A 21,404-nucleotide genomic window follows, 5' to 3' on the forward strand; every position below is an offset into this window, starting at 1 on the left:
GGCCCTCGTCGTCGGTGCCTGCAGGCGTGCGGTCAGTCGGCCTCGGGATCGAGGCCTCCGCCGAAGCCCCGCTCCCCCAGCTCCGACAGGATGCGGTTGAGGTCGGCGACCGTCGCGAAGTCGATCGTGAGCTGCCCCTTGGCGCGGCCGAGGGCGATGCGCACGCGGGTGTCGAGCCGGTCCTCGAGCCTCGTGGCGATCTCGTCGAGGCCGTGCTGCACGGCGCCCCGGGTCGGCGCCTTGCGCGGGCTGCGCGTCTGCACCAGGCCCGCAGCGGCCTCCGCCGCCCGAACTGAGAGATCTTCATTGATGATCTTCGCCGCGAGCTGCTCCATCGCCTCGGGCGTCGGCAGCGAGAGGATCGCGCGCGCGTGGCCGGCGGAGAGCACACCGCTCGCGACCCGCGACTGGATCGGCTCGGGCAGCTTCAGCAGCCGGATGGTGTTCGAGATCTGCGGGCGGCTCCGGCCGATGCGGCGCGAGAGCTCCTCCTGCGTGATGGCGAAGTCCTCCATCAGCTGCTGGTAGGCCGAGGCCTCCTCGAGCGGGTTGAGCTGCGCGCGGTGCAGGTTCTCGAGCAGCGCGTCGCGCAGCATCGCGTCATCGGGCGTGTCCTTGATGACCGCCGGGATCGTCTCGAGCCCCGCGCGCTGGCTCGCGCGCCAGCGGCGCTCGCCCATGATGAGCTCGTAGTGCGTGCCGTCGTCGCCGACGGGCACGGGCCGCACGACGATGGGCTGCAGCACGCCGAACTCGCGGATCGAGTGCTCGAGCTCGGCGAGGTCGTCCTCGTCGAAGGTCGTGCGCGGCTGGTTGGCGTTGGGGCGGATGTCCGTGGGCACCACGGCCGCGAAGCTCGCACCGGGGATCTCGAGCAGCGTGTGCTCGTCCTCCTCCCCCGAGAAGAACACGTCGACCGGGCGACTGCCGGGCTTCGCCGCCCGCCGCGGCCGTCGCGCCGGGGCCGGCTGGCTCGTCTCCTCGGGCTCCGCGGTGTCGGTCGCCGTGGCCGGCGGTCCCGAGGGGATGAGGGCGCCGATACCGCGCCCGAGCCCTGCCTTCTTGCTCATGCCGCTCCTCTGCGTGCGATCTCTGCTGCCGCTTCCCGGTACGACAGCGCGCCCGGGGAGTTCGGGTCGTAGGCGATGACGGTCTGGCCGTAGCCAGGCGCCTCGGAGACGCGCACCGAGCGCGGGATGACCGCTTCGAGCGTCTGCTCCGGGAAGTGCGAGCGCACCTCGTCGACGACCTGCCGCGAGAGCAGCGTGCGCCCGTCGAACATCGTGAGCAGCACGGTCGAGACGTCGAGCTTCGGGTTGAGGTGCGCCTGGATGCGGCCGATGGTGTCGAGCAGCTGCGAGACGCCCTCGAGCGCGTAGTACTCGCATTGGATGGGCAGGAGCACCTCGGTGGCGGCAGTGAAGGCGTTGATCGTGAGGAGCCCGAGCGATGGCGGGCAATCGATGAAGACGTAGTGAGGCGGCTCCCCCAGGTCGCGCAGATGCGCGTCCAGCGCCTCGCGGAGCCGGTGCTCGCGCCGCTCCATGCCGGCGAGCTCCAGATCGGCCCCCGCGAGGTGGATCGTGGACGGGACCACTTGGATGCGGTCGCTCTGAGGGCTGATCGCGATCGCGGCCGCGAGCGGCTCGCCGTCGATGAGCACGTCGTAGGTGCTCATGACGTCCGCATGGTGGTCGATGCCGAGCGCCGTCGAGGCGTTGCCCTGGGGATCGAGGTCGAGCACGAGCACGCGAGCGCCGGCCTGCGCGAGGGCTGCGGCGAGGTTGACCGCGGTGGTCGTCTTGCCGACCCCGCCCTTCTGGTTGACGACGGTGAAGATGCGCGTGCGCTTCGGCAGCGGCAGCTCCTGCGCCGAGAGCGCCTGACGGCGCCGGGCCATCGCGGCGAGCTCGCGAGCGATCGGGGTCGTGTCGAACTTTCCCGTGGTCACGCGTGCCTTCCTGATCGATGTTTCACGTGGAACATCGCCGCGCGCGCGACGGGCTCCGGGTGAGAGGTGTGCAAGAAGCCCAGTCTGGCGCGTCCAGCCCCGTTCGCCAAGTCGAGATCGGCGGATCTTGATGGATGTTCATAGCCGCTGTTGCTCCACAGTTCTCCACAGGGCTGTGGAAAACACTGTTGCCGTTCGCTGCAGGATGCACTCACCCTCAGCCGCAGGTCGAGAGCTGAAAACCCGCGTGATTCCGCGGAATCGTGGGCAATTCGCCGTCCGACCGCAACTTCGGACCACCTGCGTCCGCCGTCAGTTCTCCACAGTTCTCCACAGTCGACGTCCGGTGCCCGTGCCGCAGGAACGCTCGATCCTGGGCGCCGGGACGACCTCGCCTCGATCGCGGGGGCGCCTTGCTCGGTTCGTCGCAGTGCGCGGGCCGCTGTTTCACGTGGAACATTGCGAAGGCGCCGCTGCGCGGATCGTACGCGTCTGCCGCGCCTCGAACTCCCTGCAGCAGCTTCACGAGTCAGGACGCCTGTGTTCGGCCTCGACAGACGCGGGGCCCGTGGCACGCTCTGCACCCTCCCCGAAGTCGCCGGCATCCGGGCTGTCCAACCGATGCGCAAGGCCGCGCTGGCCATGTTTCACGTGCAACACTGCCGCGCGCAGCCTTGCGCACGCGAGCCGGAGGGGTTCCACAAGCAACCTGCACGGCGCTTCGCCACGAAACGCCGGGGACGTGCGTGGGCCACATTCGCAGATTGGAGCGCCGCGGGCGGCACAGGCGCAGCTCCCGAGATCAAAGCACTTCCCACGCCGGCGTGTTTCACGTGAAACGGATCCCGCTGCCGCGACCTCTGGTTCCGCCGAACAACGTCATCCACCGCCGCGGAGCCCTGAGCTCGCCCGCGAACCATGGCCGCGCGAGCCCGGAGTGACGTTTCACGTGAAACAGGGCGCCCACCGGGCGCGCACGAGGTCGCGATGTTCCACGTGAAACGCTCGCCAGCGACCCCAGGGGTGAAGGCCGCACGCAGAGCCGACGGGGCAAAGCACCAGCATGCGCGTCCGCGCACGCGTCCGTCGAAGCAGGCGGCGAATCGGCGCCGCCCAGCCACTGCACCCGGTGGGCGTGTACGCCGCCTCGGCCCGCCGGGCGCCGGATAACCTCGAGCACAGGGACCGATCCGCTGCAGGCGTGCGGCGCAGCCCGCCACGGCGGGACCGCTATCCCGCACCCGCGAGGCCGGTCCTACGGGTCGACGGTGGCGCGGATGACGCGCGTGATGTCGACGCCGACGTCAGCGCCGAGCTCGAGCACCTCGACGTCGTGCAGCCGGTGCTTGCGGATCGCCTTCTGCGCCGCAGCGATCTCGTCCTGGGCGCGGCCGCCCTTCAGCAGCAGCAGCTGCCCGCCGCTGCGCACCAGGGGAGCGGTGAGCGGGATGAGGGTACGGAGCGCCGACACCGCACGCGCAGTCACCTGATCGAGCGGGGCGAGGCGCCCGCTCCCGGGCAGCTCCTCGGCACGGGCACGGAGCACGGTCACGTTGTCGAGCCCCAGGCGATCGACCTCGGCCTGCAGCCACTCGGTGCGTCGCTCCATCGGCTCGATGAGCGTGAGCTCCACATCGGGTCGCGCGATCGCCAATACGAGGCCAGGCAGGCCTGCACCGGAGCCGACGTCGCCCACGCGGCCGCGCAGCAGCGGGGCGAGCAACGCAGAATTGAGAATATGTCGAGTCCAGAGCTGGGGCAGCTCGCGGGGGCCGATCAGGCCGAGCGTCTCGCCATTCCGGGCGAGCGAGTCGGTGTACGAGCGAGCGAGCTCGATGCGATCGCCGAAGACGGCCGCCGCGACGGCGGGCTCGGCCTCGGGCAGCGGGGGAGTGGCGTCAGCCATCGGTCACGCAGGCAGCACGACGATGTGCCGGTCGGCGCCCTCGCCCTCGGACTCGCTCGTCAGCCCGTGCTCGCGCACCAGGTCGTGCACCAGCTTCCGCTCGTACGACGACATCGGCTCGAGCGCCACGCGCTCGCCGCCCTCCGCGATCTTCGCAGCCGCCGCATCCACGACGCGCTGCAGCTGCTCCGCGCGCGCATCCCTTGAGCCGGCCACGTCGAGCACGAGCCTCGAGAACTCGCCGGTCTGCTGCTGCACCGCGAGCCGGGTGAGCTCCTGGAGCGCTGCGACGACCTCTGGGCGCGACAGCTGGCCGAAGTCATCGCCGGACTCGCCCACGACGATCGTCGTGCGCGTCTCGCTCTGCTCGATCTCGATGTCGCCGTCGAGATCGGCGATGTCGAGGAGGCCCTCGATGTAGTCGGCGGCGATCTCGCCCTCGTCGACCTGGTCGTCGGCGTCCACAGCCGCACCCTGCTCGGTCATGTCAGTCCTCTCGGCGCGACTTGGGTCGCTTCGCGCGCGGCTGCTGCCGCTGGGTCTTGAGCTCGACCGACGGCTCCTCAGCCGCGGTCGCCTCGTCGATCGGAGGCAGGCCCATCCGCTGGCGCTTGCGGGCGAGGCGCGCCTCGCGGGCGAGCGCGGCCTCGGAGCCGGGCGTCGGCAGCTTGTTGATGATGATGAGCTGCTGCACGAGCGTGTAGATGTTCGAGACGAGCCAGTAGAACATCGTGCCGAGCGGGAAGAGCCACGCCGACACGAGCAGGAAGACGGGGATGATGTACAGCAGGATCCGCTGCTGCTTGTACATCGGGGACTCCTTCATCGCGGGAGTCTGGTTCTTCGTCATGATCTGCAGCTGCGTGTAGAACTGCGTGACGACCATGATGAGCGTCAGGAGGATCGCCACCCCGATGACCGGGAGGCTGCCCTCGGCGAAGCCGTCGGCCATCGTCATGTGCAGCGGCACGACGCCGAAGAGCGTCGATTCGCTGAAGAGCGTCGCGAGGCGCTCGGTCAGGAGCCCGACGCCCGGCATGCGGTTGTTGGCGTCGGTGAGCACCTGCACCAGGCCGAGGAAGATCGGCATCTGGATGAGCAGGGGGAGGCACGAGGCGAACGGGTTCGTTCCGGCCTTGCGGTAGGCCTCCATCGTCTCGCGCTGCATCGCCTCGCGGGAGAACTGATCCTTCTTGCCCTTGTACTTCTTCTGGATGCGCTGGATCTCGGGCTGGATCTCGAGCGACTTGCGCGACGACACGATCTGCCGCACCGTCAGCGGGATCATCGCGCTGCGGATGACCAGCACGAGCCCGACGATCGACAGCACCCACGTGAGGCCGGACCCCGGGTCGCCGCCGAGCGCGGTCACGAGCGTGTGGAATCCGACCAGGATCGCCTCGATGACCCACTTGATGGGCCACATCAGCAGGGCGAAGATGTCCAAGCTGTCACTGCTCCTTGTGAGCGAGGACGAACCCCGCCCGAGTCGTTGCGAGCCGCGGGTGCGGCTCTGGGATGTCGTCAACCCCGCCGGCCGCCCACGGGTGGCAGCGGAGGATGCGTCGAGCGCCCAACCAGATGCCGCGCACGACCCCGTGCTGCTGGATGGCCTGCAGGGTGTAGCTCGAGCAGCTGGGGTAGTAGCGGCACACGTCGCCGTAGAGCGGTGAGATCACCGCGCGGTAGGAGACGAGGATCGCGACGCAGATGTTGCGGGGCAGCAGCCTCAGCCTCTGCAGGCTCCGACTCATGACCGACGCACCAGCAGCGGCACGATGTCGGCCCTCAGTCTAGCGAAGTCGGCATCGGCGGCGGCAGGCAGTGCCCGGATGACGATGTCGGCCTGCTCGATCGCCGGCAGCTCGGCGCGCACGATCTCGCTCAGCCGTCGGCGCACCCGGTTGCGCACCACCGCGTTGCCCACCTGCTTGGACACGATGAACCCGAAGCGGCTGACTGCCGCTTCGGGCTTCGCACGGTGCACCACCGCGACCTGGCAGCCCGCGCGGCGACCAGAGCGCACGATGCGACGGAAGTCGTCGCCGCGCACGATCCGGTTCGCCTTCGCGAGCACCTCGAGCGCTACGCCGAGAGCTCGGTGCGCCCCTTGGCGCGGCGGGCGGCCAGGATGGCGCGGCCTGCGCGGGTGCGCATGCGGAGGCGGAAGCCGTGCTTCTTGGCGCGGCGGCGGTTGTTCGGCTGGAACGTGCGCTTGCTCATGATGGATCTCCCGGTGTCCGGCGCGTGCGCGCCGCAAGTCGTGGCGGTCGAGCCGTCGGGCTCGACGATGTGCCGCAGACTCGTGCGGCAACCTGACAACCATACGCGAGGAGCGGCTCCCGGTCAACGGCGCCGGCCCGCGTTTCCCGCCACGCCGCCCGCGCTGCGATGGGACTTGCACGGCGTCCGCTATGCGTGCAGACTCTATGAATCCGCGCCGCGGCAGGTGCCCGGGGAGCACCGCAGCCCGCGGACGACTCGTGCACAGCACCTGTGGATAATGGTGTGGAATCGCATCCGCACCAACGATCCCACGCGAAGGAACCGCATCCCGATGGCCCCGGACGAACGCACCGGACAGCTCTGGTCCTCCGTCCTGTCGACCCTTGTCGGCGATGCCCGGATTCCCCCGTCGTTGCGCGGATTCCTCGACCTCGTCGAGCCGCAGGGCGTGATGGGCGGCGACCTCTACCTCGAGGTGCCGAACGATCTCACGCGCGACATGCTCGAGCAGCGCCTCCGCCTCCCCATCACCGAGGCGCTTGTGGACAACGCTGTGGAGATCTCGTCGTTCAAGATCGTCGTGAACCCGCAGCTCGAGCACGAGGAGCCCCTCCCGGACGTCATCGACGACCCCGCCTCCGAGCCGGTCGTCGCGCCCGTCGCGAGCTACGAGCGGGAGCCGTCCGAGATGTCGTCGCGTCGCGGCGACTCGCGCCTCAACCCCAAGTACGTCTTCGACAACTTCGTCATCGGCGGCTCGAACCGCTTCGCGCACGCCGCGGCGCTCGCCGTCGCCGAGACGCCGGCCAAGGCCTACAACCCACTGTTCATCTACGGCGACTCCGGTCTCGGCAAGACGCACCTGCTCCACGCCATCGGCCACTACGCCGAGGGCATGTACCCGGGCATCCGCGTGCGGTACGTGTCGAGCGAGGAGTTCACCAACGACTTCATCAACTCGATCGCCAACAACCTGAACCAGTCGTTCCAGCAGCGCTACCGCGACGTCGACGTGCTGCTCATCGACGACATCCAGTTCCTGAAGGGCAAGGAGTCGACGCAGGAGGCGTTCTTCCACACCTTCAACACGCTGCACGACCACAACAAGCAGGTCGTCATCACCTCGGATGTCGCGCCGAAGCACCTCCAGGGCTTCGAGGAGCGCATGGTCAGCCGCTTCGAGTGGGGGCTCATCACCGACGTGACGGTGCCCGACGTCGAGACCAGGATCGCGATCCTGCGCAAGAAGGCGGAGGCGGAGCGGATCCAGATCCCCGCTGAGGTGCTGTCGGTCATCGCCGACAAGGTGCAGTCGAACATCCGCGAGCTCGAGGGCACGCTCATCCGCGTCACCGCGTTCGCGAGCCTCAACCGGCTGCCCGTGACGATGGACCTCGCGCAGACGGTGCTGAAGGACCTCTTCTCCTTCGACGAGGAGGCGGTGGTGTCGCCGAGCGACATCATCAGCCACACCGCCGCGTACTTCCGGCTCAGCGTCGACGACCTGCACGGCTCCTCGCGCTCGCAGACGATCGCGCTCGCGCGCCAGATCGCCATGTACCTGTGCCGCGAGATGACGAGCATGTCGCTGCCGAAGATCGGGCAGCTGTTCGGCAACCGCGACCACACCACCGTGATGTACGCGAACAAGAAGATCGAGAAGCTCATGCAGGAGCGCCGCTCGGTCTACACGCAGGTGACGGAGCTCACCTCGCGGATCCGGCAACGGGCCGGCGCGTAGGGGGCTCTTCGGGCGCTGGGGCTCTGCTCTGGGCTCATGAGACTGCTGCCTGTTGCAGCAGTGAGGGCTCGTGACGCGGGCGGCTTCGCCGCGCGCTCCTCGACCTTCTTGCCTGCGCGCTCAACGCCTCCGGCATTGAGCGCTCCGGCATGAACCCTCAACGTGCACTTCATGTGATGCGGGTGTGGACGCCGTCGGCGCGCCTGTGGACAGACCGGCCCGCTCCTGTGGACGGCGCCCCTGGGCGCATCCGTCGTCGTCCACCGATCGCACATCGGCGCCCACAGCGGCTCAACATCTTGCACGGTTGTAGTTCCCGCCCATCGAGCCGCGAGGACGTGCAGGATCCACAGGTTGCACAGCGGTTATGAATGACAGGGTTCATGAGAAGAGGATCCGGCGAGTCGCCAACCATGAGCGGCCGGTGCCTGCAGACGACAGGAACCGCGATCTCGAGCCTGTGCCAGAATCGACAGCGCCGTGCGCTCCCTGCAGCTCGGACCGTCTCGCAGCGCCGCCGGCGCCCAAGGAGGACTCCCAGTGAAGTTCGTCATCAATCGCGATGTCTTCAGCGATGCCGTGTCGTTCGCCGTGAAGCTGCTCCCGCAGCGGCCCACGATGCCGATCCTCAGCGGCGTGCGCATCGAGTCCACCTCCGAGGGCGTCGTCTTCTCGTCCTTCGACTTCGAGTCCTCCGCCCGCACCACGGTGTCGGCGGATGTCGAGGGCGAGGGCGTCGTGCTCGTCTCCGGCCGTCTGCTGAGCGACATCGCCGCGAAGCTGCCGCAGCGCGAGGTGCGCGTCGAGGACGACGGCACCAAGGTGACGGTGCGCTGCGGCAACGCGCAGTTCTCGCTCGCCAAGATGCCGCTCGAGGAGTACCCGACCGTGCCGACGGTCGAGGGCCGCACGGGCGTCGTCGAGGGCAAGGCCTTCGCCGAGGCGATCTCGCAGGTCGCCATCTCGGCATCGCGCGAGGACGTCACGCCCGTCATCACGGGTGTGCAGCTCGAGGCGACCGACCACACGCTCACGCTCATCGCGACCGACCGCTACCGCGTCTCGGTGCGCTCGATCCAGTGGGACGCCGGCGACGCGACCGAGGCGATCACGTCGCTCGTCCCCGCCCGCACCCTCGTCGAGGTCGGCCGCACGTTCGGCGGCGCCGAGCGCATCGAGATCACCATGAGCGAGGCGGGGGAGCGGCAGCAGATCGCCTTCTCGACCGCCGACCGCACCGTCACGAGCCTGCTCATCAAGGGCAACTACCCGCCGGTGCGCCGACTGTTCCCCGAGCAGACCGACCACCACGCCGTGGTCAGCACCTCCGAGCTCGTCGACGCCACGCGCCGCGTGCAGCTCGTGCTCGACGCCGAGGCGGCGATCCGCTACACGTTCAGCGAGGGCCAGGTGCAGCTCGAGGCGATCGGCTCCGAGCAGGCGCAGGCGACCGAGACCATCGACGCGGTGCTCGAGGGCGACGACATCGTGCTCTCGATCAAGCCGCAGCTGCTGATCGACGGCATCCAGGCGACGCACTCCGAGTTCGTGCGCGTCTCGTTCACGCACTCCGAGAACACCAACAAGCCCGGCCCCATGCTCATCCGCGGCCAGACGTCGCGCGACGACGCCGAGGCGACCGACTTCAAGTACCTGCTGCAGCCCAACCTGCTGCTGCGCTGACCGGCACCGCCGGACGAGGGAGCGTCATCATGCACATCGGCCTGATCGGACTCGGCAAGATGGGCGGCAACATGCGCACCCGCCTGCGCGCCGCCGGCATCGAGGTGACCGGCTACGACCGCAACCCCGAGGTCACCGACGTCACGACCGTCGACGAGCTGATCGCGGCGCTCCCGACCCCGCGCATCGTGTGGGCCATGGTGCCCGCGGGTGAGATCACGGATGCGGTGGTCACCGAGCTGGGCGAGAAGCTGTCGGCGGGCGACCTCGTCATCGACGGCGGCAACTCCCGCTTCACCGAGGACGAGCGGCATGCCGCGCAGCTCGCCGAGCGCGGCGTGCGCTTCGTCGACGTCGGCGTCTCGGGCGGCATCTGGGGGCTCGAGAACGGCTACGGCCTCATGGTCGGCGGCGAGCGGGCCGATGTCGAGGAGCTCATGCCGGTCTTCGACGCGCTGCGCCCCGAGGGCCCGCGCGAGGAGGGCTTCGTGCACGCGGGCCCCACGGGCGCGGGCCACTACGTGAAGATGGTGCACAACGGCATCGAGTACGGCCTCATGCAGGCCTACGCCGAGGGCTTCGAGCTGCTCGAGCGCAAGGAGCTCGTGCACGACGTCGCCGGCAGCTTCAAGGCGTGGCAGCGCGGCACGGTCGTGCGGTCGTGGCTGCTCGACCTCATGGTGCGGGCGCTCGACGAGGACGACGACCTCTCCGAGATCGAGGGCTACGTCGACGACTCGGGCGAGGGCCGCTGGACGGTGGAGGAGGCGATCGCGAACGCGGTGCCGATGCCCGCCATCGCCGCGTCGCTCTTCGCGCGCTTCGAGTCCCGCCAGGACGACAGCCCCGCCATGAAGGCGGTCGCCGCGCTCCGCAACCAGTTCGGCGGCCACTCGGTCAAGAAGGCCTAGGTGCGCGTCAGCCGACTCGCGCTGACCGACTTCCGCAACTACGAGGCGGCGGATGTCGCCTTCGAGCCCGGCGCCAACCTGCTGGTCGGCCGCAACGGCCAGGGCAAGACCAACATGGTGGAGTCGCTCGTCTGGATCGCGACCGGCTCCAGCCACCGCGTCCCGACCGACGTGGCCCTCATCCGGGCCGGCGAGCAGCGCGCGATCGTGCGCTGCACGGTGACGAACGACGAGCGCAGCTTCCAGCTCGACGTCGAGCTCAACGCCCGAGGTGCCAACCGCGCGCAGGCCAACGGGCAGTCGGTGCGCATCCGCGACCTGCCCCGCTACCTGCAGGCGGTGCTCTTCAGCCCCGAGGATCTGCAGCTGGTGCGCGCCGATCCCGCCGGGCGCCGCCGCTTCCTCGACGAGCTGTCGGTCATGCGCGCACCGCGCCTCGCCGGCGTGCACAGCGACCTCGACCGGGTGCTCAAGCAGCGCAACTCGCTGCTGAAGAGCGCTCGCGCCGCGCGGCTGCGGCCCGACGACCTCTCGACGCTCGAGGTGTGGGACGGCCGGCTCGTCGAGCTCGGCCTCGAGGTGCTGCGCACGCGGCAGGCGCTCGTCGCCGACCTCGCCCCGCACGTCGACGCCGCGTACCGGCTCGTCGCGGGCGACGAGCACGAGGCGCGCATCGCGCTCGTCACCAACGTGCCCGACTCGGCCGAGGCGTTCCACGCGCTGCTCGCCGAGCGGCGCCGCGACGAGCTCGACCGCGGCGTGAGCCTCGTGGGGCCGCACCGCGACGACCTCGAGCTGCAGCTCAACGACCTGCTCGCCCGCCACTACGCGAGCCATGGCGAGTCGTGGTCGTTCGCCCTCGCGCTGCGCCTCGCCTCGGCCGAGCTGCTGCGCGACGGCTCGGGCGGCGATCCGGTGATGATCCTCGACGACGTCTTCGCCGAGCTCGACGCGGGCCGGCGGCAGCGGCTCGCTGAGGCGGCCGGCGGCTTCGAGCAGGTGCTCATCACCGCCGCCGTCGAGGACGACGTGCCCGAGGCGCTCCGCCACCACCGCATCCGGATCGACCGGGGCACGGTGGTCGAGGATGCGTGAGCTCGCGCAGAGCGAGCCGGAGCGCGTGTGGCTGCGGCTCAAGGCCAAGTTCGGCGACCCCGAGCTCGTCTCGCGCGACGGCCGCCGCCGCTCGCGCCGGGACCCGGATGCGTCGGTGCCGTTCGGCAAGGGCCGCGACCCGCACGCGCTCGGCGACGTGCTGGGCGGCTTCGCCGCGGATCGCGGCTGGACGGCGACGCTCGCGCGCGCCGACGTGATGGCCCACTGGCCGGAGCTCGTGGGGGAGGAGAACGCCGGGCGCACCGAGCCGGTCTCCTTCGACGACGGCGTGCTGACGGTGCGGTGCGCGTCGACCGCGTGGACCATGCAGATGCGGATCCTGCGCGCGGAGACGACCACGCGCATCCTCGCCCGCTTCCCCGAGTGCGGCCTCGAGTCGGTGCGCTTCATCGGGCCCGACCTGCCGAGCTTCTCGCGCGGCCGCCGGTCGGTGCCGGGGCGCGGCCCGCGCGACACCTGGGGATAGCGGGCTCGCGGGATCCCCGGGGCCGTCGGGATACGCTGTCTGACACCTGATCCGGGGAAGGACTCGCATGCCACGGCCATCGCGCACCCACGACGCCGTCGACCAGCTGCTCGACGCGATCATCGCCGGCCGGCTCACCGCGGGCGAGCGGCTCCCGCCGGAGGGGCAGCTGGCGACCGAGTTCGGCGTCTCGCGGCTCACGATGCGTGAGGCCGTGCGGCTGCTGCAGGCGCAGGGCGTCATCGTGCAGGTGCCGGGCAGCCGGCACCGCATCGCGCCGGTGTCGGAGTGGACCGGCATGGATGCGGTGGTGCGGCACGCGCGCAGCGCCGGCCAGCGCCGCACGTCGTCGCTCGAGCTGCTCGAGGTGCGCATGATGATCGAGAGCGGCGCCGCGCAGCTCGCCGCCGAGCGCCGCACGGGCGCGCACCTGGCCGAGCTCGAGGACGCCCTCGCGCGCATGGAGCAGTACCACGAGGCGGGCGAGCTCGACGCCTTCGTCGCCGCCGACCTCGAGTTCCACGACGTCGTGCTGCACGCGGCCGACAACCGCATCCTCGTCGCGGCGCTCCTGCCGCTCACCTCGATGCTCACCGAGACGCGCGCCGAGACGAGCCAGGTGCCCGAGATCCGGCAGCACGCGATCGACGAGCACCGCAAGGTGCTCGAGGCCATCCGCGCCGGCGTGCCGTCGGCGGCGCGCGAGGCGATGGCGAGCCACATGGTGCAGACGCGCGACGACCTGCTCTCGCTCGTCCTCGACTGACCGACGGGCGGCCTCCGACACTCCGGGCCGGAGTTGACACGGCGCGCCGTCGTCCCCGACCATGTCTGATATCTGATCTGCGCATGCCGTCGCGCCGATCCCGCGGACGAGGGAGTTCACGTGCACATCGACGACCTGCTGGTTGAGCTGCCGGCCCCGCTCTCGATCCCGGCAGCCGACGTCGCCGCCGCCCGCAGTGACGACCTCGTGCTCGTCGTCCTCGACGACGACCCCACCGGCACCCAGTCGGTCGCCGGGCTGCCGGTGCTCACGCGCTGGGAGGCCGACGACCTCGACTGGGCGCTCGCGCAGGGCGCCCCGGCGGTCTACGTGCTGACGAACACGCGCTCGCTCAGCGAGGACGACGCCGCGCGCCGCAACCGCGAGGTCGTCGCCGTCGCGATCGCCGCCGCCGAGCGCGCGGGCCTGCGGGTCTCGTTCGTGAGCCGCAGCGACTCGACCCTGCGCGGCCACTTCCCGTTCGAGACCGATGTGCTGCGCGCCGCGGCCGCCGAGCACGGGGGAGCGGCGCCGCACCTGACCGTGCTCGTGCCGGCCTTCCCCGACTCCGGCCGCATCACGGTCGACGCCGTGCACTACTGGGTCGTCGACGGCGAGGCGACGCCAGTGGGCGAGACGCCGTTCGCGGCCGACGCCACCTTCGGCTACCGCTCCTCCGACCTGCGCGACTGGGTGGAGGAGAAGACCGACGGCCGCATCCGCCGAGACGACGTCGCCGCGCTCACGCTCGGCATCATCCGCGCCGGCACCGACGCGGTCGTGTCGTTCCTCCGCGCCCTGCCCGCCGGCGCGGTCGTCGTCGTCGACGCGGTCGACGAGCACGACATGCGCCAGGTCGCGCTCGCGCTCCACGCGCTCGACCGCGAGGGCATCACGGCGCTGCTGCGCATCGGCCCGCCCTACCTGCGCGCGCACATCGGCCAGGAGATCGCCGAGCCCGTCACCGCCGACCGCATCGACTTCGCCCATGAGCGCGGCGGGCTCGTGGTCGTGGGCAGCCACGTGCCGCTCACCACCGCGCAGCTCGACGCGCTGCTCGCCGACCGCCCCGGCACCGCCACGGTCGAGCTCGACGTGCGCGCGCTCATCGACGACCGGCGCGAGCAGCACCTCGAGGAGCAGGCGGATGCGGTGGCCCGCGCCATCGGGTCGGGCTCGGTCATCGTGCACACGAGCCGCGAGCTCGTCACCGGCCGCGACGGCGAGGAGAGCCTCGAGATCGCCCGCCGCGTCTCCTCCGGCCTCGTCGAGCTCGTCGCCCGCGTGCTCGAGCTCGCGCCGCCGCGCTTCGTCATCGCGAAGGGCGGCATCACCTCGAGCGACGTGGCCTCCGAGGCGCTGCAGATCCGCAGAGCCGAGGTCGTCGGCCCGATGCTGCCCGGCATCGTCTCGCTCTGGCAGCCGCAGGTGGGCCCCGCCGTCGGCATCCCCTACGTCGTCTTCGCCGGCAACGTCGGCGAGACCGCATCGCTCGCGCGCGTCGTCCGCACGCTCGCCGACTGATCGGCGCCCGGCCGCACCCCTCCTCCCGCCCGCATCGCAGAACGGAACAGCAATGACCAGCACCAGCACCGTCGCCGTCATCGGCCTCGGCGCCATGGGCCTGCCCATGGCCGCGCGGCTCGCGCAGCGCTTCGACGTCCGAGGGTTCGACATCGCCGAGCAGCGCGTCGAGCTCGCCGCCGAGCAGGGCGTCGCGCCCGCATCGTCCGCCGCGGAGGCGGTCGCCGGCGCCCAGGTCGTGCTCGTCGCGGTGCGCACGGGCGAGCATCTGCTCGAGCTGCTCTTCGGCGAGTCGGGCCTCGCCGACCACCTCGCCGAGGGGGCGGCCGTCGTGCTCACGAGCACGGTGGGCACCGATGGCATCGCCGAGATCGCCGACCGGCTCGCGTCCTCCGGTGCGCACCTCGTGGACGCGCCGCTCTCCGGCGGACCCGTGCGGGCCGGCGACGGCGACCTGCTCATCGTCGTCGGCGCCGAGCCGGCCGCACTCGAGACCGCGCGCCCGGTGCTCGAGCAGCTGTCGTCGACGCTGTCGATCGTGGGCGAACGGCCCGGCGACGGCCAGGCGCTCAAGACCGTCAACCAGCTGCTGTGCGGCGTGCACATCGCGGCCGCCGCCGAGGCGCTCGCGCTCGCCGACGCGCTCGGCCTCGACCGCGAGCGCACCCTCGAGGCGCTCACCGCCGGCGCGGCCGGCTCGTTCATGCTCGGCAACCGCGGCCCGCGGGCGCTGCAGGCCTACGACGAGGGCGGCGCCGAGGTGCTGAGCCGCCTCGACATCTTCGTGAAGGACATGGGGATCGTGGGCGCGGCGGCCCGCGCGCACCACCTGGCGGCGCCCGTCGCCGCCGCCGCCGAGCAGCTGTTCCTGCTCGGCGAGGCGCAGGGCCTCGGCGAGCTCGACGACTCCGCGGTCATCCGCGTGGTGGCGCCCACGAGGCGCGGCGACGCGGCCTGACGGATGCGTCGCTCGGGTCCGGTGCCGGAGGGTGCCGGGCCCGTCGTCGTTCCGGCGGGGTATCCACCTCCGTGCCGAACCGGCCCGCGCAGGCCCGCGGACGCATCCTGGGCCTCAGAACGCGAGAACGCCGGTGTGTTCTGTCCTCAGACTGACGGATCGGCGCTCAGAGGCGCGTTCGGCACCGGCTCCACCGCCTCGCGGGGTAGAATCGGAGGGTTGCGCGGCCCCCGTGGCTGCGCGGAAGGCGGACGCGGAGAACGATGGCGAACGAGCACGGTGGACCGGCGCAGGACCTGACGACCAAGGGGCGTGAGCAGGGCGACTACGGCGCCGACCAGATCCAGATCCTCGAGGGCCTCGAGGCGGTGCGGAAGCGCCCCGGCATGTACATCGGCTCGACCGGGCCGCGCGGCCTCCACCACCTGGTCTACGAGATCGTCGACAACGCGGTCGACGAGGCGCTCGCCGGCCACTGCGACAGCATCGACGTGACGATCCTCCCCGACGGCGGCGTGCGCGTCGCCGACAACGGCCGCGGCATCCCCGTCGACCCGCACTCCTCCGACCCGTCGAAGTCGACGGTCGAGGTCGTGCTCACCGTGCTGCACGCCGGCGGCAAGTTCGGCGGCGGCGGCTACGCGGTCTCCGGCGGCCTGCACGGCGTCGGCTCCTCGGTCGTGAACGCGCTCTCGTCGCGGCTCGAGGTCGAGATCAAGCGGCAGGGGCACGTGCACCGGCAGTCGTTCGCGGTCGGCGAGCCCGAGGGCCCGCTGCAGACCGGCGAGGCGACCGACGAGACCGGCACGACCGTCACCTTCTGGCCGAGCGCCGACATCTTCGAGACCGTCGAGTTCGACTACGAGACGCTCGCGAAGCGCTTCCAGCAGATGGCGTTCCTCAACAAGGGCCTGCGCATCGCGCTCGAGGACCTGCGCCCCGAGGCGCTCGAGCAGCCCGGCGGCGACGACAGCGCCGAGCCCGTGCAGCGCTCGGACGAGTACCTCTACGAGCAGGGCCTCAAGGACTACGTCGCCTACCTCAACGAGTCGAAGAAGTCGGAGCCGGTGCACCCGGAGATCATCGACTTCGAGGCCGAGGACACCGAGCGGCGCATCTCCGTCGAGATCGCCATGCAGTGGACGGGCTCCTACCAGGAGGCCGTCTACACCTACGCGAACACGATCAACACGCACGAGGGCGGCACCCACGAGGAGGGCTTCCGCGCGGCGCTCACCACGCTCGTCAACCGCTACGCGCGGCAGACGAACCAGCTCAAGGAGAAGGACGAGAACCTCTCGGGCGAGGATGTGCGCGAGGGCCTGACCGCCATCGTCTCGGTGAAGCTCGGCGAGCCGCAGTTCGAGGGCCAGACGAAGACCAAGCTCGGCAACACCGAGGCGAAGTCGTTCGTGCAGCGCGTCACCGGCGAGGAGCTCGGCCACTGGTTCGAGTCGAACCCGGCGTCGGCGAAGGAGATCGTGCGGAAGGCGATCCAGGCCTCGACCGCGCGCATCGCCGCACGCAAGGCGCGCGAGCAGACCCGCCGCAAGGGCCTGCTCGAGTCGGGCGGCATGCCCGGCAAGCTGAAGGACTGCCAGTCGAAGGACCCGATCATCTCGGAGATCTTCCTCGTCGAGGGCAACTCGGCCGGCGGCTCGGCCGGGCAGGGCCGTGACCCCTACACGCAGGCGATCCTGCCGCTGCGCGGCAAGGTGCTCAACGTCGAGAAGGCGCGCCTCGACCGCGCGCTCGGCAACGCCGAGATCCAGTCGATGATCACCGCCTTCGGCGCGGGCCTCGGCGAGGACTTCGACCCCGGCAAGGCCAGGTACCACAAGATCGTGCTGATGGCCGATGCCGACGTCGACGGCCAGCACATCACCACGCTGCTGCTGACGCTGCTGTTCCGCTACATGCGGCCGCTCATCGACATGGGCTACGTGTACCTCGCCGCCCCGCCGCTCTACAAGCTGAAGTGGACGAACGCCGAGCACGAGTACGCCTACACCGACCGCGAGCGCGACGAGCTGCTCGCCGCCGGCTCGGCCTCGGGCAAGCGCATCCCCAAGGACAACGGCGTGCAGCGCTACAAGGGCCTCGGCGAGATGAACTACTCCGAGCTGTGGGAGACCACGATGGATCCGGCCACCCGCACGCTCAAGCAGGTGACGCTCGACGACGCCGCCGTGGCCGACGCGATCTTCTCGACCCTGATGGGCGAGGACGTCGAGGCCCGCCGCACCTTCATCCAGAAGAACGCGCGCGACGTGCGCTTCCTCGACATCTGAGCCTCGGAGACCGACGATGACTGACGAGACCCCCACCGCCGAGCCCTTCGACCGCGACGCACCCAACCACGGCGCGATCGAGCAGGTCGACCTGCAGATCGAGATGCAGCGGTCGTACCTCGACTACGCGATGAGCGTCATCGTCGGGCGCGCGCTGCCCGAGGTGCGCGACGGACTGAAGCCGGTGCACCGCCGCGTGCTCTACGCGATGTACGACGGCGGCTACCGCCCCGACAAGGCGTTCTCGAAGTGCTCGCGCGTCGTCGGCGACGTCATGGGGCAGTTCCACCCGCACGGCGACTCGGCCATCTACGACGCGCTCGTGCGCCTCGTGCAGCCGTGGAGCCTCCGCTACCCCCTCGCGCTCGGCCAGGGCAACTTCGGCTCCGCCGGCGACGACGAGGCCGCCGCCGCCCGGTACACCGAGACGAAGATGTCGCAGCTCGCCATGGAGATGGTGCGCGACATCGACGAGGACACCGTCGACTTCCAGGACAACTACGACGGCCGCACGCAGGAGCCGTCCGTCCTGCCCGCCCGGTTCCCCAACCTGCTCGTCAACGGCTCGGTCGGCATCGCCGTCGGCATGGCCACGAACATCCCGCCCCACAACCTCCGCGAGGTCGCCGACGGCGCGATCTGGCACCTCGAGCACCCGGATGCGTCGAGGGAGGAGCTGCAGGCGGCGCTCGTCGCGCGCATCCACGGCCCCGACTTCCCGACGGGCGCGCAGATCCTCGGCACCCGCGGCATCCAGGAGGCGTACCGCACCGGTCGCGGCTCGATCACGATGCGCGCGGTCGTCACGGTCGAGGAGGTGCAGGGCCGCACCGCGCTCGTCGTCACCGAGCTGCCGTACCAGGTGAACCCCGACCGCCTCGCGGTGCGCATCGCCGACCTCGTGAAGGACGGCAAGCTGCAGGGCATCGCGAACCTCGAGGACCAGACCTCGGGCCGCACCGGCCAGCGCCTCGTCATCACGCTCAAGCGCGACGCGGTCGCGAAGGTCGTGCTCAACAACCTCTACAAGCACACGCAGCTGCAGGAGAACTTCGGCGCGAACATGCTCGCGATCGTCGACGGCGTGCCGCGCACGCTGCCGATCGACGGCTTCATCACGCACTGGGCCGACCACCAGGTCGAGGTCATCGTGCGGCGCACGCAGTTCCGCCTCGCCAAGGCCGAGGACCGCATGCACATCCTGCGCGGCTACCTCAAGGCCCTCGACGCGCTCGACGACGTGATCGCGCTCATCCGCCGCTCGCCCACGCCCGACGAGGCGCGCACGGGCCTCATGGAGCTGCTCGAGATCGACAAGCGGCAGGCCGACGCCATCCTCGAGCTGCAGCTGCGCCGGCTCGCCGCGCTCGAGCGCCAGAAGATCCACGACGAGGCCGACGAGCTCGAGCGCCAGATCACCGACTTCCGCGACATCCTCGCCAAGCCCGAGCGCCAGCGCTCGATCATCGTCGACGAGCTGACCGAGATCGTCGCGAAGTTCGGCGACGACCGCCGCACCGAGATCATGCACGGCTACGACGGCGACGTGTCGATGGAGGACCTCATCCCCGAGGAGCAGGTCGTGGTGAGCCTCACGACCGGCGGCTACATCAAGCGCACCCGCATCGACCAGTACCGCGCGCAGCACCGCGGCGGCAAGGGCGTGCGCGGCGCGCAGCTGCGCAGCGACGACGTCGTCGAGCACTTCAGCGTCAACTCGACGCACGACTGGATGCTGTTCTTCACCAACCGCGGACGCGTCTACCGGATGAAGGCGTACGAGATCGCCGAGGCCGGCCGCGACGCGAAGGGGCAGCACGTCGCCAACCTGCTCGCGTTCCAGCCCGACGAGCAGGTGCAGACGGTGCTCACGCTGCGCGACTACCAGCAGGCCGAGTACCTCGTGCTCGCGACGCAGCAGGGGCAGGTGAAGAAGACGCGCCTCGAGCTGTACGACACGAACCGCACCGGCGGCATCATCGCGATCAACCTCGCCGACGACGACCGCCTCATCTCGGCGATGCTCGCGAACTCCGACGACGAGATCCTCGTGGTGACGACGCTCGGCCGCGCGGCCCGCTTCGCCGCCACCGACGAGGCGCTGCGGCCCATGGGCCGCGCCACCGGCGGCGTGCGCGGCATCCGCTTGCGCGACGACGACCAGGCGCTCGCCGCCATGGTGATCGGCGACGAGGGCTACGTCTTCGTCGTCACCGAGCAGGGCTTCGGCAAGAAGACGAAGGTCGCCGACTACCCGACGAAGGGCCGCGGCACGCAGGGCGTGCTCACCTTCGCCTCTGGCGACCACGACCGCGGCACGCTCGTCGGCGCGACGATCGTGCACGACGGCGACGAGCTGCTGCTCATCCGCACCTCCGGCAAGGTCATCCGCTCGAGCGTCGACGAGGTCGAGGCACGGGGCCGCACCACGATGGGCGTGCAGTTCGCCGAGAAGTCGGCCACCGACCTGGTGATCTCGATCGCCCGCAACGTCGAGCGCGACGTCGAGGAGGAGGTCGCCGAGGCCGCACCGACGGCCGCCGCCGACGCATCCGCCGCCGAGGCGCCGACCGCGGCCGCGGAGGCGGAGGGCGCTATCGTGGACGCCACGGACCCGGCAGACGCCGACCGCACGGACGACGTCACCGAGGAGACCGACGAATGAGCATCGCCGAGAAGCTGCAGAGCAAGTCGCCTCGCCGCAGCGGATCGAGCAAGCAGGTGCGCCTGCGGCTCGTGCACATCGACTTCTGGTCGGCGATGAAGGTGTCGGCCGTGCTGGGCCTCGTGCTCGGCATCGTGCAGCTCGTCGTCACCTTCGTGGTGTGGACGCTGCTGCAGATCGTCGGCCTGTTCGGCAAGGTCGACGAGGTGATGCGCGACATCCTCGCCGACCCCGACTTCGCGATCACGTCGCTGCTGTCGCTGCCGCAGGTGATGATGTTCACGCTGCTCGTCGCGGTGCTGAACTTCGTCGTCATCACGGTGCTGGGCGCGGTCATCGCCGTGCTCTACAACCTGTCGGTGCGCCTCACGGGCGGCCTGCAGGTCGGCTTCGCCAATCAGTAGGTCGGTTCGTCGCGGGCATCGACCCGACCGGGTCCTGCGGGCCCTGCGGGTCTGGTAGAGTCGATGCTTGTGCTCGGGGCTATAGCTCAGGCGGTTAGAGCGCTTCGCTGATAACGAAGAGGTCCATGGTTCGAGTCCATGTAGCCCCACCACGCACGACTCCCACGGCCGTCACGGCCACGGGGCCTTAGCTCAGTTGGTAGAGCGCCTGCTTTGCAAGCAGGATGTCGGGAGTTCGATTCTCCCAGGCTCCACGGTCAGCCCCGCTCCGGCGGGGCTCTCGTCGTCTCCGGCCCCTCCTTCCACTCGGTCGAGGAGCGCGCAGGCCTCCCCTTTCTCCGCTTGGTCGAGGAGCGCGCCGCCTCCGGCGGCACGCGTCACGAGACCACCCGCGCTCAGCGACTGTCCACAGGCGAGCGCTCCACCGCACGACCGGCAGCACGCGCCATGCCATCGTGCCGCGATGCCCCACATGTACATCCTCGAATGCTCCGACGGGTCGTTCTATGTCGGCAGCACCTGGGACGCCGACTACCGCCTCGCCCAGCACCAGCGCGGGGAGGGATCCCAGTACACGAAGCGGCGGCTGCCCGTGAAGCTCGTCTACTGCGAGTACTTCGAGCGCAGGGATGAGGCATACTGGGCGGAGAAGCAGGTGCAGGGATGGAGCCGACGCAAGCGGCTCGCGCTGATCGAGGGGCGAGCGGATGCGCTGCCCGGCTCGACGGGGAGGCGCCGAGCGCGCGTGGGCGAGCCTGGGGACAGTCGCTGAGGTGCACCTGGTCTCGTGACGCGT

General features: G+C 70.5%; 20 protein-coding genes and 2 tRNA genes. 14 read left to right on the forward strand and 8 right to left on the reverse strand.

Translation table 11 applies throughout. The annotated features are described in order from the left end of the window. Nucleotides 1-32 precede the first annotated feature (32 nt). The 8 genes from FQ330_RS01385 to rpmH all read right to left on the reverse strand — a co-directional run bounded on the left by FQ330_RS01385 (nt 33) and on the right by rpmH (nt 6,080). Nucleotides 33-1,070, reverse strand: a complete 1,038-nt coding sequence (locus FQ330_RS01385) for a ParB/RepB/Spo0J family partition protein (RefSeq protein WP_128189644.1) — start codon at nt 1,068-1,070, stop codon at nt 33-35. Beyond that, nucleotides 1,067-1,900, reverse strand: coding sequence for a ParA family protein (locus FQ330_RS01390; protein WP_146355304.1), 834 nt, complete (start codon nt 1,898-1,900; stop codon nt 1,067-1,069). Before FQ330_RS01390 ends, FQ330_RS01385 begins: the two co-directional genes overlap by 4 nt. Nucleotides 1,901-3,206: 1,306 nt before the next feature. After that, nucleotides 3,207-3,857 carry a 16S rRNA (guanine(527)-N(7))-methyltransferase RsmG gene (rsmG, locus tag FQ330_RS01395; RefSeq protein WP_128189643.1) on the reverse strand — a complete coding sequence of 217 codons (651 nt, stop codon included), beginning with the start codon at nt 3,855-3,857 and terminating at the stop codon, nt 3,207-3,209. Between the two features lie 3 nt (nt 3,858-3,860). Further along, nucleotides 3,861-4,343, reverse strand: coding sequence for a Jag family protein (locus FQ330_RS01400; protein WP_146354601.1), 483 nt, complete (start codon nt 4,341-4,343; stop codon nt 3,861-3,863). A 1-nt stretch (nt 4,344) separates the two neighbouring features. After that, a complete protein-coding gene (yidC, locus tag FQ330_RS01405) occupies nt 4,345-5,304 on the reverse strand; it encodes a membrane protein insertase YidC (protein ID WP_128189641.1) in 960 nt (319 codons plus the stop codon). A gap of 4 nt (nt 5,305-5,308) precedes the next feature. Then, nucleotides 5,309-5,611 carry a membrane protein insertion efficiency factor YidD gene (gene yidD / locus FQ330_RS01410; protein WP_146354603.1) on the reverse strand — a complete coding sequence of 101 codons (303 nt, stop codon included), beginning with the start codon at nt 5,609-5,611 and terminating at the stop codon, nt 5,309-5,311. After that, nucleotides 5,608-5,934, reverse strand: coding sequence for a ribonuclease P protein component (gene rnpA, locus FQ330_RS01415; protein ID WP_146354605.1), 327 nt, complete (start codon nt 5,932-5,934; stop codon nt 5,608-5,610). Before rnpA ends, yidD begins: the two co-directional genes overlap by 4 nt. Nucleotides 5,935-5,942: 8 nt before the next feature. Next, entirely contained in the window at nt 5,943-6,080 is a 138-nt protein-coding gene (rpmH, locus tag FQ330_RS01420) for a 50S ribosomal protein L34 (RefSeq protein WP_071299798.1), read from the reverse strand. A 334-nt stretch (nt 6,081-6,414) separates the two neighbouring features. On the opposite strand from rpmH, the gene dnaA reads away from it, so the two are divergent. The 14 genes from dnaA (at nt 6,415) to FQ330_RS01490 (ending at nt 21,380) form a co-directional block, all read left to right on the forward strand. Beyond that, entirely contained in the window at nt 6,415-7,824 is a 1,410-nt protein-coding gene (gene dnaA, locus FQ330_RS01425) for a chromosomal replication initiator protein DnaA (RefSeq protein WP_146354607.1), read from the forward strand. A 540-nt stretch (nt 7,825-8,364) separates the two neighbouring features. Then, on the forward strand, nt 8,365-9,507 hold the full coding sequence (gene dnaN, locus FQ330_RS01430) for a DNA polymerase III subunit beta (protein WP_128189637.1): 1,143 nt from the start codon (nt 8,365-8,367) through the stop codon (nt 9,505-9,507). A 29-nt stretch (nt 9,508-9,536) separates the two neighbouring features. Continuing rightward, nucleotides 9,537-10,418, forward strand: coding sequence for a phosphogluconate dehydrogenase (NAD(+)-dependent, decarboxylating) (gene gnd / locus FQ330_RS01435; protein ID WP_146354609.1), 882 nt, complete (start codon nt 9,537-9,539; stop codon nt 10,416-10,418). Continuing rightward, complete coding sequence (gene recF / locus FQ330_RS01440; RefSeq protein WP_128189635.1) at nt 10,419-11,513, forward strand: DNA replication/repair protein RecF; 1,095 nt, start codon at nt 10,419-10,421, stop codon at nt 11,511-11,513. It abuts the gene before it with no gap. Further along, nucleotides 11,506-12,000, forward strand: coding sequence for a DUF721 domain-containing protein (locus FQ330_RS01445; RefSeq protein ID WP_146354611.1), 495 nt, complete (start codon nt 11,506-11,508; stop codon nt 11,998-12,000). The genes recF and FQ330_RS01445 overlap by 8 nt, the downstream gene beginning before the upstream one ends. Before the next feature lie 67 nt (nt 12,001-12,067). Further along, nucleotides 12,068-12,766 (forward strand): FadR/GntR family transcriptional regulator, encoded by a 699-nt coding sequence (locus tag FQ330_RS01450; RefSeq protein WP_146354613.1) that lies wholly within the window; start codon nt 12,068-12,070, stop codon nt 12,764-12,766. 120 nt (nt 12,767-12,886) lie between these two features. Beyond that, the gene (locus FQ330_RS01455; protein ID WP_146354633.1) at nt 12,887-14,290 is read left to right on the forward strand and encodes a four-carbon acid sugar kinase family protein; all 1,404 of its coding nucleotides are present in this window, start codon (nt 12,887-12,889) and stop codon (nt 14,288-14,290) included. Nucleotides 14,291-14,342: 52 nt separating this feature from the next. Then, nucleotides 14,343-15,248, forward strand: coding sequence for an NAD(P)-dependent oxidoreductase (locus tag FQ330_RS01460; RefSeq protein WP_146354635.1), 906 nt, complete (start codon nt 14,343-14,345; stop codon nt 15,246-15,248). A 263-nt stretch (nt 15,249-15,511) separates the two neighbouring features. Next, complete coding sequence (gene gyrB / locus FQ330_RS01465; protein WP_146354637.1) at nt 15,512-17,539, forward strand: DNA topoisomerase (ATP-hydrolyzing) subunit B; 2,028 nt, start codon at nt 15,512-15,514, stop codon at nt 17,537-17,539. 16 nt (nt 17,540-17,555) lie between these two features. Continuing rightward, on the forward strand, nt 17,556-20,204 hold the full coding sequence (gene gyrA, locus FQ330_RS01470) for a DNA gyrase subunit A (RefSeq protein WP_146354639.1): 2,649 nt from the start codon (nt 17,556-17,558) through the stop codon (nt 20,202-20,204). Then, complete coding sequence (locus tag FQ330_RS01475) at nt 20,201-20,608, forward strand: DUF3566 domain-containing protein (RefSeq protein ID WP_128190578.1); 408 nt, start codon at nt 20,201-20,203, stop codon at nt 20,606-20,608. Before gyrA ends, FQ330_RS01475 begins: the two co-directional genes overlap by 4 nt. 75 nt (nt 20,609-20,683) lie before the next feature. Then, nucleotides 20,684-20,760, forward strand: a tRNA-Ile gene (locus FQ330_RS01480). A gap of 29 nt (nt 20,761-20,789) precedes the next feature. After that, nucleotides 20,790-20,862, forward strand: a tRNA-Ala gene (locus tag FQ330_RS01485). 209 nt (nt 20,863-21,071) lie between these two features. Then, nucleotides 21,072-21,380 carry a GIY-YIG nuclease family protein gene (locus FQ330_RS01490; RefSeq protein ID WP_146354641.1) on the forward strand — a complete coding sequence of 103 codons (309 nt, stop codon included), beginning with the start codon at nt 21,072-21,074 and terminating at the stop codon, nt 21,378-21,380. The last annotated feature ends 24 nt before the right edge of the window (nt 21,381-21,404 follow it).

The sequence above is a fragment of the Agrococcus sediminis genome, assembly GCF_007923295.1.
GTDB classification, from domain to species: Bacteria; Actinomycetota; Actinomycetes; order Actinomycetales; family Microbacteriaceae; genus Agrococcus; species Agrococcus sediminis.